Source organism: Intestinimonas sp. MSJ-38, from assembly GCF_018917925.1.
Taxonomy (GTDB): Bacteria; Bacillota; Clostridia; order Oscillospirales; family Butyricicoccaceae; genus Pseudobutyricicoccus.
The window spans coordinates 1-14,952 of sequence record NZ_JAHLPO010000024.1; the positions used below are offsets into that span (position 1 = coordinate 1).

Sequence of the window (14,952 nt, forward strand, 5' to 3'; positions counted from 1 at the left end):
CATGATTTGATTCGATCTCTGCTGTTTACCTCAAATCTACGGCAGGTTTCTCTGTAACTCAATTTCTCTTTCTGCATGGTTTCAATCACCAGTTTTTTGAATTCCGGCGTATATCGTTTGTTTGGTACTCCTTTTGGCATAGCAAAACACCCCACTTGTTAGATAGTATACCATACTGTCTAACAAATGGGGTGCAGTTTAATGGCCGGGGTTTTTGTCAAAATGAGATCATTTCTGGTTTTCGGGGAAAAGTTCTTCCAGCAGCTCTTCCGCTTGAGGTTTATTCGCCAGGGGGACATAGATCCGGAGCCGCTCCTGCACACCGGCCCGCATAACAAGGCCGGCCCCATAGGCCGGGACGGAAGCCGCGGGAATATCTGCCTTTTGCAGTGCTTCCATCAGCATTTTGGCCCACATGGCTTCTTTTTCTATGAGGAAAACATAATCTGAATCCATAGGCTTCCTCCTTTGAGATACCTGGCCTGTTATTTCCCTTGTCCCTGGGGACAGATGTCCAGCAGGAAACAGGCGGTGCATTTGGGGGAGCGGGCGGTGCAGATATCCCGGCCAAAGTGGACAAAACGATGACAGGTGTCATTTTGATCGGCCGGAGCAATGAGCTTTTTCAGATCCATCTCCACCTGATAGGGGTCCTTGCTTTTGGTCAGCCCCAGCCGGCCGGAGATACGGATGCAGTGGGTATCGGCCACAATGGCCGGCTTGCCGAACAGATCTCCCAGGATCAGGTTGGCCGTCTTGCGCCCCACGCCGGGCAGCTTGAGCAGTTCTTCCATGGTGTCAGGCACTTTGCCTCCATGGTTTTCCAGCAGGGCCTGGGCGCATTTCTGAATATCCATGGCCTTGACTCGGTACAGTCCACAGGGCTTGACCACTTCCATCAGCTCCGAAAGATCCGCTCCGGCAATGGCTTCCAGACTGTCCCAGCGGGAAAACAGTTCTTTGGTCACCACATTCACCCGAGCATCGGTACACTGGGCCGATAGCCGGGTGGCAAACAAAAGCTCGTAATCCTTCCGGGCCACCAGGGAACAGGATGCAGGGTAATGTTCTTTCAGGGCTTCCACGATCAGAGCCGCGCGTTCTTTTTTCCGCATAGCGTTTCACCGTCCAGAGAAAATATTTTGTCATATGGTATCTCATTCCATGTTCGGCCCATGTTCGGCAGAAAAAATCAGGCAAAGTGCACAGAGCGCCAAGGGAGTGCCTTGGGTATTTCGACGAAGAAAAAGGAGGAAACCGAGGAAAAGTCTGTTTTCCTCATCCTGTGATGTGAAATATGCCCGAAAACAGGAATTTTAGCGGGAATGAGAGGATGGATTCTATTATAGCAAAGAGTTGAAATAAAAACAATTCGAGTATATAATAGAATCAAGGTTTCGGCCTTTGATGAATGAAAATAAGGAGGTTGGATGCGCCATGTTTCGAGAGAATATGGATTTGGTGAAGCAGTTCGATCCGGAGGTGGGCCAGGCCATTGAGCAGGAATATAACCGGCAGCGCCGCAATATCGAGCTGATCGCGTCAGAAAACATCGTCAGCCCCGCGGTCATGGCGGCCATGGGCACTGTCCTGACCAATAAATATGCGGAGGGTTATCCTCGCAAACGCTATTACGGCGGCTGCGAATGTGTGGATGTGGTGGAAAACATCGCCCGGGAGCGGGCCTGCAAGCTGTTTTCTGCAGACCATGCCAATGTGCAGCCCCATAGCGGTGCTTCGGCCAACATTGCCGTTTACTATGCGCTGGTCAAGCCTGGCGATACTGTTTTGGGCATGAACCTGGCCAACGGCGGTCACTTGACCCACGGCAGCCCGGTGAATATTTCGGGTAATTATTATAATGTGGTTCCCTATAACCTGAATCCTGAAACCGAGACCATTGACTATGATGAGGTTCGCAAGCTGGCCAAGGAGCATAAGCCCAAGATGATCATCGCTGGCGCTTCCGCCTATCCTCGGGAGATCCGCTTTGATATCTTTGCCGATATCGCCAAGGAAGTGGGCGCTTATCTCTTTGTGGATATGGCCCATATCGCCGGTCTGGTGGCAGCTGGACTGCATATGAGTCCGGTGCCTTATGCTGATGTGGTGAGCACCACCACCCATAAGACGCTGCGTGGTCCTCGCGGCGGCATGATTCTTTGCAAGGAAGAGCTGGCAAAGCAGATCGACAAGGCCGTGTTCCCCGGCACCCAGGGCGGCCCGCTGGAGCATATCATCGCCGCCAAGGCCGTCTGCTTCGGCGAAGCCATGAAGCCGGAGTTCAAGACCTATCAGGAGCAGGTTGTGAAAAACGCCAAGGCTCTGGCCGATGCGTTGCTCAAGGAAGGCTTTGACCTGATGAGCGGCGGCACTGATAACCATCTGATGCTGGTGGATCTGCGCAACTTCCATGTCACCGGCAAGGAGATGCAGAAGCGGCTGGACGAAGTGTATATCACTGCAAACAAAAACTCCATCGCCAACGATCCGGAGAGCCCCTTTGTCACAAGCGGCATCCGTATCGGTACACCGGCCATCACCACCCGGGGCTTCAAGGAAGAGGATATGCCCAAGGTGGCTGAGCTGATCAAGCTGGCCGCGGTGGACTTTGAGAACAAGGCCGATTATATCCGCAGCGAAGTGAACAAGCTGTGCGAAAAATATCCCCTGTTCGACTAAATTAGAAAGAGAAAGGGCGCAAGGCTGGGCCTTGCGCCCTCAGACTGTCGAAAAACCTATATAACGAAAAGAGTCGTCCGCCCTACCCCTATAAATCCGCAAAAAGCCGCGACCTGTGCGTGGCTTTTTGCACTTCTCAAGGGCGGGGCGCCCCGCTGGTCCGGTGGCCGGACGGCCATACTTTCTTTGCCTTTCTGCATCGGACCTGCCCAGCGCGGGAGCGCAGTATGGGAGCGGAGGCACTCCGCCAGCCCCTTGCAAAAACTCGAAAAAGTGGCCTAAGCCACTTTTTCGACACGCTCAGGGCGCAAGGCTGGGCCTTGCGCCCTTTTTGTTCCCTTTGAGAGGAGATGCCCATGGAAAAACTACGAAATCTTCGCCGGGCCATCGGCTATGTGCTGCTGTTTTTGGCTGTCCAGTTTGCCTGTTCCTTGGTGGCCAGTATCGGTGCGCAGGTCTATTTTCAAACGACGGCGTCCGACCGGGCTGCAGAGTTGTATGATGCCTTTGCCAGTGACTACAGCACAGTGATTTTGCTGAGCAGTCAGGTGCTCACCATTTTGATCATTATGGTCTTAGCCAAGCTGCGGGGGATGCCCCTGTGGGATCTGGTACAGGGCGGACAGAACATTGGACGGCGTCAGGTGGTTTGTTTGCTGATGGCCGGTGCCTGCGGCAATATTCTGACCACTGGCGCTATGGAGCTTTTGCCTTTGCCCCAGCAGCTGATGGAGTCTTACAACCAGGCTTCCCAAGGACTGAACACCTCTCTTTTGTGGGCCGATTTGTTGTCGGTGGCCATTTTTGCTCCTTTAGTGGAAGAACTGATTTTCCGGGGCCTGGTGCTTTCCCGGCTGCGGAAGGCCATGCCCGCCTGGTTGGCGGTGCTGCTGCAGGGACTGGTGTTCGGCTTTGTCCATGGGCAGCTGGTGTGGATCGTCTATGCCACGCTGTTCGGCCTTTTGCTGGGATATGTACGCCTGCGTACCGACAGTCTCAAGGCCAGCATTTTGCTCCATATGGGGTTCAATCTGTCCTCCTTCTTTATGGGGATCGTCTTTTATCTGGCCCCTCAGAATTTCCTGGGCCAGCTTTCGATGACGCTGCTGGGAGGCATTATGCTGGCTGGATTTTTGTCCATAGCCTTCCAGGGATTGAAGCAAGGGCCGGACGAGGAAGAGCCGTCAGAGTGGGAAAACTAAAGATTGCAGAAAAAGGTCCGCATCTATGGCGGGCTTTTTTCATTGGCATGAAAGTAAATTGTCGGTCGGTCAGCCGGAGAACAAGACCCTGAAAAGACAAAATCTGTTTTGTACAAGCTGGAAGCAAAGAAAAGTACGGCAATCCAAGCACTGGATCTGTTTTGCTTTTCCATGGCTGGGAAAGCTTGTGGGAAAGGATATTTGTATACCTTTTCCCTTGTGTCAAAAGGGAAAATAGGGTAAAATAAGCGGTGTATATCTGATATAGAGAGGGATGTCGGTTATTCGTATCAAAATTATGGCTGTGGCCTTTGACAATGTGACCATGGATGAGGCCGTGGGCTATGCCATGGAACAGATCCAGAGCCGGAGCAAATGCATGGTGGTCACACCCAATGCGGAGATCGCCCAGGCCTGCGTCACCAACGATAAGCTGCGGGATGTTGTGTCTCGGGCGGGATTGGTGCTGCCCGATGGGATCGGAGTGATCTATGCCTCCCGCATCCTTCGCCGTCCCCTGAAAGGGCGGGTACCCGGGGTGGAGTTTGGAGAAAATCTTCTCTCCGCTTTGCGGGATACAGGCAAGAGTATTTATTTCCTGGGCAGCAAGCCGGGAGTGTCCGAAGAAGCCGCCCGGCGGATGCAGGTGAAATATCCCGGTCTGAAAGTGGCCGGCTGCCATGACGGCTATTTCAAAGAGGACAGTGAGGCGATCGAAGCGGTGAATGCCGCTCATCCGGATGCCTTGTTCGTCTGCCTGGGTTCTCCCCGCCAGGAGTATTTTATTGATGAACATTTCCAGGAACTGAACACCACTTTGATGGTGGGGCTGGGAGGATCTCTGGATGTGTACGCCGGAAAAGTGGAGCGTGCACCGGACATTTTCATCAAGCTTGGTCTGGAGTGGCTGTACCGTCTGCTCAAGCAGCCCAGCCGTCTGGGACGCATGATGAAGCTGCCCCAGTATATGTTTGCGGCCTTCCGCTGGCGCATCAAGGGGGAAGAATGATATGACGCCAAAAGTGACTTTGCTTTCTCATACGCCCCAGCCGGAAAAGCTGGTGGCCGCCGCGGCCCGGATGTGCTATTCCGCCGCCAGTGCGGACACCATCTGGGAGGGGCTGGACGAGGAAAAAACCCAGAATTTCATCGATATGCTGGCAGAGATTGGCCACGAAAGCCCGGTGGAGCACGCTAGCTTCACCTTTGCCATCGAAGGTGTCTCCCGTTCTTTGCTGGCCCAGATCACCCGTCATCGCATTGCGTCCTTCAGTGTGCAATCCCAGCGGTATGTGCGGGAAAAAGCCTTTGAATATGTGCTGCCTCCCTCCATTGCGGAGGATCCCCATTGCCGGGAGATATTTGAAAAGGCGATGGCGGAGGATCAGCGTCTGTATGATGAGTTGGCTGCGGCCCTCACAGACCGGCAGGCCGCCCGGCTGGAAGAGCAGGGAATGGCGCCGGAGGAAGCGCGGAAAACGGCCCGGAAGATGGCCAATGAGGACGCCCGGTTTGTACTGCCCAATGCTTGCTGCACCAAGATGATGATGACCATGGACACCCGGTCATTGTATAATTTCTTCCGCCTGCGCTGCTGCAATCGGGCTCAGTGGGAGATTCGGGAGGTGGCCCGGCAGATGTTGGAAGAGTGCCGCAAGGTAGCGCCCCATCTGTTCCAGAAGGCCGGTCCGGCCTGCCTTTACGGCCCTTGTCCGGAAGGAAAGATGAGCTGCGGCAAAATGGCAGAAGTGCGTCAGTTGTATGGGGTGAAATGATGGCTGGAGAACTGATCGTCATTGAGGGCACCGACGGGTCGGGAAAATCCACCCAGTTTGCCCGGTTGTGTCAGCGGCTCCAGCAGGAAAAGATCGATTTTCGCAAAGCGGTCTTTCCCCGGTATCACCAGCCTTCGGCGGCCCTTTTGGAGATGTATCTGGGAGGAGCCTTCGGCACAAAGCCGGAGAGCGTCAACCCCTATGCAGCGTCCACCTTTTTTGCGGTGGACCGGTACGCTTCTTATAAAACCGATTGGCAGGAGTACCACCAAAAAGGTGGGCTGATGCTCTGCGACCGGTATACCACATCCAATGCGGTGCACCAGGCCGCCAAGCTCCCCCAGAAAGAGAAGGGTCCTTTTTTGGATTGGCTCTTTGATTTTGAGTATAATAAACTTGGACTCCCTGCGCCCACTTTGGTGTTTTTCCTGGATATGCCGGCGAATTTGACATTCCAGTTGCTTCAAAAGCGCCAGGGGAATGAGGGAGATATCCACGAAAAAGATCATGATTATCTGTCCCGCTGCCGGGAAGGTGCGCTGGAAATTTGCCGGCGTTACGGATGGCAGATCATCTCCTGCGCTCCGGAAGGGACACCTTTGACGGTGGAGCAGATCCACGAGAAGATCTGGGAGCAGGTGCGCCATCGTCTGGGACAGGCCGGTCAGTAATGGATCAAAACTGAAAGAGGAAAATGGTGAAATAATGCTTCCTTTCCGAGAAATTTCCATAGAAGACAAGAAGCAGATTGAAGAAAAACTCAGTCTGGAACCGGCCCGCATGACAGAGCGGTGCTTTACCGATATGTTCATCTGGCGCTGCCGGTACCGGACATTGTTTGCCATACAGGGAGATTTTTTGTATATGCTCTCCCTGGGAGAAGATGCTCCTGAACTCACTTATCTGTTCCCCGTGGGGAAAGGGGACCGGAAAACCGCGCTGGAAGTCATCGCCCAGGATGCCAGGGAACGAGGAAAGCCCTATCGGTTTTTGGGCTGCACCCAGGACCAGAAGGAAGAAGTGGAGAGCTTGCTCCCCGGCCGGTATGCCTTTACAGAGGATCGGGACAACTTCGACTATATTTACCGCAGTGAGGATCTGGCCACCCTCAAAGGAAAAAAGCTTCACTCCAAGCGAAATTTCATCAATCGTTTTTTGCAGGAGCATGAAAACAACTGGCATTATGAAAAGCTGGACCCTGCAAAGCATCGGGATGAGATTTTGAAATTCCATCATCTGTGGTGTGAGCGTCACGATGCAAATACAGCCGATACCGTGGTTTACGAACACTGTGCGGTGTGGCAGGCCCTGGAGCATTACGAGGACTTGGCTATGCGGGGCGGGGTGCTTTATGTGGATGGGCGTATGGCTGCCTTTACCATGGGAAGCCCTTCTTGCAGCGATGCTCTGACGGTGCAGATCGAAAAAGCCATGGCCGATATCCCCGGGGCCTATCCTTTGATCAACCGGGAATTTATTGCCCATGAGGGGATGGATTTCCCCTATGTGAACCGGGAGGAAGATATGGGGATCGAAGGACTGCGAAAGGCTAAGCTCTCCTATCGCCCGGTGGAGTTGACGGCCAAATACCGCATGGAGCCTCTGCCATGATCCGGCTGGGGAAAAAAGAGGACCATAACGGCTTGGAAGAGCTGTTTGATTTGTGCTTTCCTGGGGAAAAGGACTTTACCCACTGGTTTTTCCAAAAGATTTGGAAGCCGGAAAACACTCTTCTCTGCGAGAAAGAACACATTCAGGCCATGCTTCAGCTTTTGCCGGTGCGGTTGCGCCAGGGGGAGATCCATGGACAGGGCCTCTATGTATATGGGGTAGGTACCCACCCTTCCTGCCGGGGCAAAGGCCTGGCAGGTGCATTGTTGGAGGAAGCGCGGGAAAAAGGGGCAGAGCAGGGGATCGACCTGCTGATGCTCATTCCTCAGGAGCCCTCTTTGTTTGAGTATTACCGGCGCTTTGGCTACCGCACTGCCTTTTGGGTGGAGAAACGGCAGATCAAGGCCCGCAGGGAAGAAGAAGGCCTGTTGTCTGTGGCCCAGCCGGAAGATCTGCCCCAGGTGGTGGAACTATATCGCAAGGCTTTGGGGTTTTTGTTTTCCGTGGATCGCACGCCGGAGGATTTCGCCATCCAGCAGGAGCTCTATGGAGACAAGGCCCTGGTGCTGCGGCGGGACGGCCGGATCACGGCTTGGGGCTGCATCGAACCTGTGGGAGAAGCCTGGCGGGTCTGTGAAGCCCTGGGGCCGGACGCTTTGCGCCTGGCCGCTGCTGCTTTGGATCGGGTGGGGGCCGAAGAAGGTCTGTGCCGGCTGCCGCCGCAAAACGATCCCAGGCCTTTTGCTATGGCATTGCCTTTGACACCGGTAGGAGAAAAACTCCTGGAACAGAAGGCGGGCTATTGCAATCTGCTGTTTAACTGAGAAGAAGGAGACCATGGATGAATAAAAAAGAATGCCGCCAGCAGGCACGCTCCCGGCTGACCAGCCTTTCCGATGCCGATGTCCGGGGGAGAGGGGAATCCTTTGCCCAGGCGCTGGGACAGAGGCCGGAATACAGGCAGGCCGGTACAGTGTTTTGCTATTTGTCGGTGGGCAGAGAGCCGGACACTTTTGCTTTTCTCCGCATGGCATTGCAGGATGAGAAGCGGGTGTGTGCGCCGGTGTGCATCGGCAAGGGCGTGATGCGGGCCCGTCAGCTTTCTAATTTGGACAAGCTGGAAGAGGGACAGTACGGCATCCCGGTGCCGCCGGAAGGGGAAAACTGGGTGGAGCCGGAAGAGATCGACTTTGCCGTGATCCCTTGCGTGGCCTGCGGCGAGGATGGCACCCGCCTGGGGCACGGCGCCGGATTCTATGACCGGTTCTTGCAGAAGGGACGGTTTTTCCGGGCGGCCTTGTGCCATGAGGAATTGCTGTTTCCCCATGTGCCCACAGAAGAGCATGACGAGAAGATGGATCTGATCTGCACCCAATCCAGGGTCCTGACCTTTGGGAAAGGACGGGATGGAGAATGAATCCACTGATCTATTCTCTGATGCCGCCGGTGTCCATGGGCATTTTGTTCATCCTGGGTGCGCTGCCGGAGAACAACCGGTGGCTGCCACCTTTGGTGATGGCGGCCCTGGGAGAAGTCGTGGCATTTTTCCTGCCTCTTCTGGTCTTTTGGCTGTTGGGGAGAAAGGGCCAATCCCCCATGAAGCTTCGTCTTGGGGGAAGCCGGCTGCGCTTTGCCCCTTTTGTCTTTTTTTCTGCTTTGGCAGTGTCCCTTTTGTCCTTTTTCCTCAATTATCTGGTGGCCCTTTTCACCGGAGGCGCTTTGCTGGAGGACACGGCCTATAGCGCTTGGAGCCGGTATGGCGGTACCCCCACATGGCTTTTGGTGCTGGTCATCGCCTTTTTGCCCGCTCTGGCCGAGGAACTGTTTTTCCGGGGCGGATTGCTTTCCGGCCTGGAAGGATGGGGGCAGACGGCGGCCATCCTCATTTCGGCCCTGTGTTTTGCCATGATCCATGGCTCCACGGCCAATTTTCTGGGGCCTCTCACGGCGGGGCTTTTGTTCGGGTATATGACCATCATCACCGGTTCTCTATGGCCGGCGGTGTTTGGACACTTTTTCAACAGTTTATTTTATCTGGCCATGAGTTATTTGCTCAAACGGTATGCGGCTTTCGGCATTTGGCCTTATTTTGTCATGCTGGCTGCGGCGGTGCTGTTCCTCAGCATCTATGGGGCGGCCTCTTGCCTGGAAAACCTGATCGAAAAAGGTCGGGTGCCGCGGCTGCGGGGCAGCGGTGGCAGCAAAGCCATTGTGCGCTCGGTGCTTTGCCCCGGCGTGCTGGTCACACTTGTGCTGTTTGTGCTGAAAACTCTGTTGACTTAACCGATAACCAATAGGAGGTGTATCATGAGCCGTACCAGCGGAGAATATGAGCAGAGCCCGGCTCCCCGGACTCGCAAAAGAAGAAAAAAACGCCGGAAAAACCGGGCGGGGAGTATGATGCATGCGGTGAGCTACCTGGTGTTTGTCCTGGGTGTCTCCCTGATTATTTCCGGTTTCGGCATCTACATAGCAAACGATATGTTTGCTCTGGTCAAGCCGGAAAAGACGGCCATGCTGGAATTGAGTGAGGACACCACCCATGGGGAAGTGGCCAAGATGCTCAAGAAAGAAGGAATTATTCGCTGCCGTTGGGCCTTTACGCTCTATGCCAATTTTTCCAACGAGGACAAGACTTTTGATTCGGGAAAATACGAGGTCAATGCGGACATGGACTATGGCCAGATCATCAACACCCTCAACCGGGTGTCCACCTATACCGAGGTGGCCGAGGTGACCATTCCCGAAGGCTATACCATCCAGCAGATCGCTCAGCTTTTGGAGGATGCCCGGGTGTGCGGGGCCGAGGACCTGATCGAGACGGCCAACACCTATCCCTTCAAGCATGAGATGCTTCAGGATGTGCCCATGGAGGAAAATCGTCTGGAAGGCTTCCTCTATCCTGATACCTACCAGTTCTATATCAATGACAATCCGGTGCGGGTGCTCAACACCATGCTCAACAACTTCAATAACAAGTACACTTCCGAAATGCGGGAGCTGACCGAGCAGTCGGGCTACTCCATGCGGCAGATTCTGACCATTGCGTCCATGGTGGAACGGGAAGCGGTGCTGCCGGAAGAGCAGGCCACCATCGCCGGAGTCATCTATAACCGATTGAATGATCCTACTAATTTCCCCCATTTGGACATCGACGCCACCGTGCAGTATGCTCTGGGTGAACACAAGGAAAACCTGACCTATGAGGATCTGGAGATCGACAGTCCTTATAACACCTATAAGGTCACCGGCCTTCCCAAAGGGCCTATCTGCAATCCGGGCGTACCTGCCATCTTGGCCGCTTTGCAGCCGGAGAATCATGATTACTACTTCTATGTAGCCGATCCGGAAGACCAGAGTCATGTGTTTGCTGAGACCTACAGCGAGCATGAAGCCAATGTGGCGGCCATGCAGAAAAAGAAGGAGCAGATGGGATGAGAAAGCCGGAACTGCTCAGCCCGGCCGGGGACTTTGAACGGCTGGAATACGCCCTTGCTTATGGGGCGGACGCCTGCTATCTGGCGGGCAAGGATTTTGGGATGCGCACGGCCCCGGGCAACTTCACCGGCGAGGAGCTGGAAAAAGCCTGCAAGCTGGCTCACAGCCTGGGGAAACGGGTGTATGTGACGGTGAATACCATGCCCCGCAGTGAGGAGGCCGAGCGAATTCCCGCTTTCCTGGATTTCCTCCAGCAAGCGGGGGCCGATGCCGCCATCATTGCTGATCTGGGTGTGCTGGAGATGTGCAAGCAGTACGCTCCACGACTGGAGCGGCACATCAGCACCCAGGCCAACATCACAAATTATCAGGCCGCAGAGGCCTGGCACAAACTGGGGGCCCACCGGGTGGTACTGGCCCGGGAGCTTTCCCTCCAGGAGGTGGCTCTGATCCGGGAAAAGACTTCGCCGGAACTGGCCATTGAGGTGTTTGTCCACGGGGCCATGTGTATGTCCTATTCCGGCCGGTGCTATCTGTCCGCCTATCTCACCGGACGGGACGGCAACCGGGGAGCCTGTGCCCAGCCCTGCCGCTGGCAGTATTCCCTGGTGGAACGGCAGCGGCCAGGGCAAGTGATGGATGTGTTCGAAGGGGAGGAAGGGGCCTATATCCTCAACTCCAAGGACCTTTGCATGCTGGACCACATCCCGGAGCTGATCGAAGCCGGGGTGGACAGTTTCAAGATCGAAGGCCGGGCCAAAACCGCCTATTATACCGCCATCACCGCCAATGCCTACCGCCGGGCCATCGACCTGTATTGTGAGAATCCGGTGGGGTATGCTTTGCCGGACTGGGTACGGCAGGAGGTGGAGAAGGTCAGCCACCGGGAATATTACACCGGTTTCTATTTTGGAGACAAGGACAGCCAGCGGCCGGAAGATGGCGGCTACCAGCGGCCCTGGGAGGTCTGCGCTCTGTCTTTGGGAGAGCAGGGGCCCTATGGGCCGGTGTTCCTTCAGAAAAACCGCTTTTCCCTGGGGGATGAGCTGGAGCTCATCGACCCTGTTGGGCCGCCCCAGGCCCTCCGGGTGGAAAGATTGCTGGATGAAGAAGGGCAGGAACTCACCTGTGCCCCTCATCCCCACCAGCATCTGGTGCTGCCTCAATTAACACAAGTGCACGAAAAAGCCTTTTTGCGCCGCCGGGTGGAAAAGGAAGAAAAATAGCAAGGATGGAGAGAAGAACCATGGAAAAATTGGGACTTAATGAAATCAGAGAGCGGTTTCTCCGCTTTTTTGAAAGCAAGGGCCACCTGCGGCTGAAAAGCTTTCCCCTGGTGCCCCAGAACGACAATTCCCTGTTGCTCATCAACGCCGGTATGGCGCCGCTGAAGCATTATTTCACCGGCGAGCTCACCCCGCCGGCCCCCCGGGTCACCGACTGCCAGAAGTGCATCCGTACCCTGGATATCGACAGCGTGGGCAAGGATGCCCGTCATGGCACCTATTTTGAGATGCTGGGCAACTTCTCCTTTGGAGATTACTTCAAGCGGGAAGCTTGTCAGTGGGCCTGGGAGTTTATTACCCAGGAAATGAAGATGCCGGTGGACAAACTGTATGTATCGGTATTTCTGGACGATGACGAGGCCTATGACATCTGGACAAAGGAGATCGGCGTCCAGGAGGATCATATGGTTCGCTTGGGCCGGGAGGACAACTTCTGGGAGATCGGTTCCGGTCCCTGCGGCCCCTGCTCGGAGATCTATTTCGACCGGGGCGAAAAGTATGGCTGCGGCAGCCCGGATTGTGCTCCCGGCTGCGACTGCGACCGGTATGTGGAGTTCTGGAACCTGGTGTTCAGCCAGTTCAGCAGCGACGGCAAGGGCAATTACACCCCTCTGGCCCGGAAGAATATCGACACCGGCATGGGCATCGAGCGTCTGGCCTGCATCATGCAGGATGTGGACAGTCTGTTTGATGTGGACACCGTCCACCGGATTCTGGATCATGTGGCACAGCTGTCCGGTGTCACCTATGGCAAGGACAAAAAGCAGGATGTATCCCTGCGGATCATCACCGACCATATCCGCAGCAGCGTGATGCTGGTGTGCGACGGCGTCATCCCCTCCAACGAAGGCCGGGGCTATGTGCTGCGCCGCCTGCTGCGCCGGGCCGCCCGCCATGGCCGCCTGTTGGGGCTGACCCAGCCCTTCCTGGCAGAAGTGGCCGAAACCGTCATCAAGGAAAACGAAGGCGCCTATCCCGAGCTGCGGGAAAAAGAGGAATATATCAAAAAGCTCATCCGCACCGAGGAAGAGCGCTTTGCCGCCACCGTGGAAAGCGGTCTTGTGAAGCTGGATGAGATGATCGCCGCTCTCCGTGGCAATGGGGACACCCTGTCCGGCGAGGATGCCTTCAAGCTGTATGACACCTATGGATTCCCGGTGGATCTGACGGTGGAGATCCTGGAAGAGCAGGGCTTCAAATTGGCCCGTCAGGCTTTTGAAGAAATGATGCGTGCCCAGCGGGAGCGGGCCCGTCAGGCTCGGGGCAACACCACAGGGCTGGGCTGGGCCGGAGACGATGTGTCCCTCAAGGAGCTGCCCGCCACTGTGTTCACCGGCTATGACAAGCTGGAGGACACCGGCAAGGTGCTGGCCATTGTCACCGAAGGGGAACTGGCCGGTTCCCTCGGCCAGGGGGCTCAGGGCACTCTGGTGCTGGATCAGACTCCGTTCTATGCGGAAAGCGGCGGCCAGAGCTGGGATACCGGCGTGATGCGCCGGGAAGGCACCCTTCTCCAGGTGCTGGCTGTGCGCAAGACAGCCGATGGAAAGTTCCTCCACCAGGTGGAAGCCCTGGAGGGAACGGTGAATGTGGATGATACTCTCCAGGCCCATGTGGATGAGGATCGCCGCCGGGCCATCATGCGGGCTCACTCGGCCACCCATCTGCTGCAGAAAGCTCTGCGCACTGTGCTGGGCAACCATGTGGAGCAGGCCGGTTCCCTGGTGGAGCCCGACCGTCTCCGCTTTGACTTCACCCATTTCAGCGCCGTCACTCCGGAAGAGCTGATGGAGGTGGAAAAGCAGGTGAACGAAGAGATCCTGCGGGACGATGTGGTAAATATTTCGGAAATGTCCATCGACGAAGCCAAGAAGCTGGGGGCCATGGCTCTGTTCGGCGAGAAATACGGCGATCGGGTCCGGGTGGTGCAGATGGGGGATTATTCCATCGAGCTGTGCGGCGGTACCCATGTGCCCAACACTGCCCGGGTGGGTCTGCTGAAGATCGTCAGCGAAACCTCAGTGGCCGCCGGCGTCCGCCGTATCGAAGCGGTGGTGGGCAGCCAGGTGGCGGCTATGCTCCATGAAAAAGAGCAGATGATCGCCCGGGCTGCGGCGGTCATTAAGTCCTCTCCCATGGAGCTGGTGAACAAGGCCCAGCAGACGATGAACGACCTGCGCCAGGCTCTCCACAAGGTGGATAAGCTCAGCGCCCGGGTAGCGGCTCTCCGTTCGGTGGAGATGCTCAACTTTGCCCACACCGCCGGGGACAGCGGTGTCAATGTGCTGGCCATGAAGGTGGACGATATGAGTTCCGATATGCTGCGTACTCTCAGCGACGACCTGCGGGACAAGGCTCCCAACCTGGTGAGTGTGCTGGCTTTGGTCACGGAGGAAGGCAAGATCAACTTTGTGGCGGCCTGTGGCAAGGAAGCGGTGAAGAAGGGCGCCCATGCGGGCAACATCCTCAAGCAGGTGGCCAAGATGACCGGCGGTGGCGGCGGCGGACGCCCGGACAGCGCCACAGCGGGCGGCAAAGACCCCTCCAAGCTGGAAGCGGCTCTGGAAGCAGTGAACAACATCGTGGAAGAAATGGTAAAGTGAGGGATAGACAATGGATGATTGCCTGTTTTGCAAGATCGTAAAGGGAGAGATCCCTTCCAAGAAGGTTTATGAAGATGAGAAGGTCTATGCCTTCTATGACATTGAGCCGGCAGCGCCGGTACACTTCCTGGTCATTCCCAAGGAGCACATCATGAGCTCCTGCGGCGAGGTGACCGAGGAGAACAGCGCCATCATCGGCTATATTTATCAGGTTATTGCCAAACTGGCCCGGGAACTGAAGCTGGACAAGGGCTATCGGGTGGTGACCAACTGCGGCGAAGATGCTGGGCAGACGGTGCAGCACATCCATTTCCATGTGCTGGCCGGCGGGCCTTTGGGCAAGATGGCCTGATTT

General features: G+C 55.8%; 15 protein-coding genes. 13 read left to right on the top strand and 2 right to left on the bottom strand.

Features of this window, described 5'->3' with window-relative positions:
- Positions 1 to 228: 228 nt before the first annotated feature.
- Entirely contained in the window at positions 229 to 456 is a 228-nt protein-coding gene (locus KQI26_RS12355) for a hypothetical protein (protein WP_216504650.1), read from the bottom strand.
- Positions 457 to 485: 29 nt separating this feature from the next.
- On the bottom strand, positions 486 to 1,115 hold the full coding sequence (gene nth / locus KQI26_RS12360; protein ID WP_216504651.1) for an endonuclease III: 630 nt from the start codon (positions 1,113 to 1,115) through the stop codon (positions 486 to 488).
- Positions 1,116 to 1,437: 322 nt separating this feature from the next.
- Between nth and glyA the strand changes: the two genes are divergently transcribed.
- The 13 genes from glyA to KQI26_RS12425 all read left to right on the top strand — a co-directional run bounded on the left by glyA (position 1,438) and on the right by KQI26_RS12425 (position 14,949).
- Positions 1,438 to 2,682 carry a serine hydroxymethyltransferase gene (gene glyA / locus KQI26_RS12365; RefSeq protein WP_118747828.1) on the top strand — a complete coding sequence of 415 codons (1,245 nt, stop codon included), beginning with the start codon at positions 1,438 to 1,440 and terminating at the stop codon, positions 2,680 to 2,682.
- 356 nt (positions 2,683 to 3,038) lie between these two features.
- Positions 3,039 to 3,884 (top strand): CPBP family intramembrane glutamic endopeptidase, encoded by an 846-nt coding sequence (locus KQI26_RS12370; protein WP_216504652.1) that lies wholly within the window; start codon positions 3,039 to 3,041, stop codon positions 3,882 to 3,884.
- A 274-nt stretch (positions 3,885 to 4,158) separates the two neighbouring features.
- Entirely contained in the window at positions 4,159 to 4,893 is a 735-nt protein-coding gene (locus KQI26_RS12375) for a WecB/TagA/CpsF family glycosyltransferase (protein WP_216504653.1), read from the top strand.
- Between the two features lies 1 nt (position 4,894).
- On the top strand, positions 4,895 to 5,659 hold the full coding sequence (thyX, locus tag KQI26_RS12380) for an FAD-dependent thymidylate synthase (protein WP_216504654.1): 765 nt from the start codon (positions 4,895 to 4,897) through the stop codon (positions 5,657 to 5,659).
- The gene (locus KQI26_RS12385; protein ID WP_253292835.1) at positions 5,656 to 6,330 is read left to right on the top strand and encodes a thymidylate kinase; all 675 of its coding nucleotides are present in this window, start codon (positions 5,656 to 5,658) and stop codon (positions 6,328 to 6,330) included. Before thyX ends, KQI26_RS12385 begins: the two co-directional genes overlap by 4 nt.
- Before the next feature lie 34 nt (positions 6,331 to 6,364).
- The gene (locus tag KQI26_RS12390) at positions 6,365 to 7,270 is read left to right on the top strand and encodes a DUF2156 domain-containing protein (protein ID WP_216504655.1); all 906 of its coding nucleotides are present in this window, start codon (positions 6,365 to 6,367) and stop codon (positions 7,268 to 7,270) included.
- Positions 7,267 to 8,094: a GNAT family N-acetyltransferase gene (locus tag KQI26_RS12395; protein WP_118747821.1), complete on the top strand. Its 828-nt coding sequence runs from the start codon at positions 7,267 to 7,269 to the stop codon at positions 8,092 to 8,094. Before KQI26_RS12390 ends, KQI26_RS12395 begins: the two co-directional genes overlap by 4 nt.
- A gap of 17 nt (positions 8,095 to 8,111) precedes the next feature.
- Positions 8,112 to 8,687: a 5-formyltetrahydrofolate cyclo-ligase gene (locus KQI26_RS12400; protein WP_118747820.1), complete on the top strand. Its 576-nt coding sequence runs from the start codon at positions 8,112 to 8,114 to the stop codon at positions 8,685 to 8,687.
- On the top strand, positions 8,684 to 9,553 hold the full coding sequence (locus tag KQI26_RS12405) for a CPBP family intramembrane glutamic endopeptidase (RefSeq protein ID WP_216504656.1): 870 nt from the start codon (positions 8,684 to 8,686) through the stop codon (positions 9,551 to 9,553). The genes KQI26_RS12400 and KQI26_RS12405 overlap by 4 nt, the downstream gene beginning before the upstream one ends.
- 24 nt (positions 9,554 to 9,577) lie before the next feature.
- Entirely contained in the window at positions 9,578 to 10,708 is a 1,131-nt protein-coding gene (gene mltG / locus KQI26_RS12410) for an endolytic transglycosylase MltG (protein WP_216504657.1), read from the top strand.
- Positions 10,705 to 11,934, top strand: a complete 1,230-nt coding sequence (locus KQI26_RS12415; RefSeq protein WP_216504658.1) for a U32 family peptidase — start codon at positions 10,705 to 10,707, stop codon at positions 11,932 to 11,934. Before mltG ends, KQI26_RS12415 begins: the two co-directional genes overlap by 4 nt.
- Positions 11,935 to 11,954: 20 nt before the next feature.
- Positions 11,955 to 14,597 (top strand): alanine--tRNA ligase, encoded by a 2,643-nt coding sequence (gene alaS / locus KQI26_RS12420; protein ID WP_216504659.1) that lies wholly within the window; start codon positions 11,955 to 11,957, stop codon positions 14,595 to 14,597.
- Positions 14,598 to 14,607: 10 nt separating this feature from the next.
- Positions 14,608 to 14,949 (top strand): histidine triad nucleotide-binding protein, encoded by a 342-nt coding sequence (locus KQI26_RS12425; protein WP_118428717.1) that lies wholly within the window; start codon positions 14,608 to 14,610, stop codon positions 14,947 to 14,949.
- The last annotated feature ends 3 nt before the right edge of the window (positions 14,950 to 14,952 follow it).

Bases quoted from the DNA above. Each gene is read 5' to 3' on its own strand.
- KQI26_RS12355 (WP_216504650.1), bottom strand. From the start codon at position 456: ATGGATTCAGATTATGTTTTCCTCATAGAAAAAGAAGCCATGTGGGCC.
- nth (WP_216504651.1), bottom strand. From the start codon at position 1,115: ATGCGGAAAAAAGAACGCGCGGCTCTGATCGTGGAAGCCCTGAAAGAA.
- glyA (WP_118747828.1), top strand. From the start codon at position 1,438: ATGTTTCGAGAGAATATGGATTTGGTGAAGCAGTTCGATCCGGAGGTG.
- KQI26_RS12370 (WP_216504652.1), top strand. From the start codon at position 3,039: ATGGAAAAACTACGAAATCTTCGCCGGGCCATCGGCTATGTGCTGCTG.
- KQI26_RS12375 (WP_216504653.1), top strand. From the start codon at position 4,159: ATGTCGGTTATTCGTATCAAAATTATGGCTGTGGCCTTTGACAATGTG.
- thyX (WP_216504654.1), top strand. From the start codon at position 4,895: ATGACGCCAAAAGTGACTTTGCTTTCTCATACGCCCCAGCCGGAAAAG.
- KQI26_RS12385 (WP_253292835.1), top strand. From the start codon at position 5,656: ATGATGGCTGGAGAACTGATCGTCATTGAGGGCACCGACGGGTCGGGA.
- KQI26_RS12390 (WP_216504655.1), top strand. From the start codon at position 6,365: ATGCTTCCTTTCCGAGAAATTTCCATAGAAGACAAGAAGCAGATTGAA.
- KQI26_RS12395 (WP_118747821.1), top strand. From the start codon at position 7,267: ATGATCCGGCTGGGGAAAAAAGAGGACCATAACGGCTTGGAAGAGCTG.
- KQI26_RS12400 (WP_118747820.1), top strand. From the start codon at position 8,112: ATGAATAAAAAAGAATGCCGCCAGCAGGCACGCTCCCGGCTGACCAGC.
- KQI26_RS12405 (WP_216504656.1), top strand. From the start codon at position 8,684: ATGAATCCACTGATCTATTCTCTGATGCCGCCGGTGTCCATGGGCATT.
- mltG (WP_216504657.1), top strand. From the start codon at position 9,578: ATGAGCCGTACCAGCGGAGAATATGAGCAGAGCCCGGCTCCCCGGACT.
- KQI26_RS12415 (WP_216504658.1), top strand. From the start codon at position 10,705: ATGAGAAAGCCGGAACTGCTCAGCCCGGCCGGGGACTTTGAACGGCTG.
- alaS (WP_216504659.1), top strand. From the start codon at position 11,955: ATGGAAAAATTGGGACTTAATGAAATCAGAGAGCGGTTTCTCCGCTTT.
- KQI26_RS12425 (WP_118428717.1), top strand. From the start codon at position 14,608: ATGGATGATTGCCTGTTTTGCAAGATCGTAAAGGGAGAGATCCCTTCC.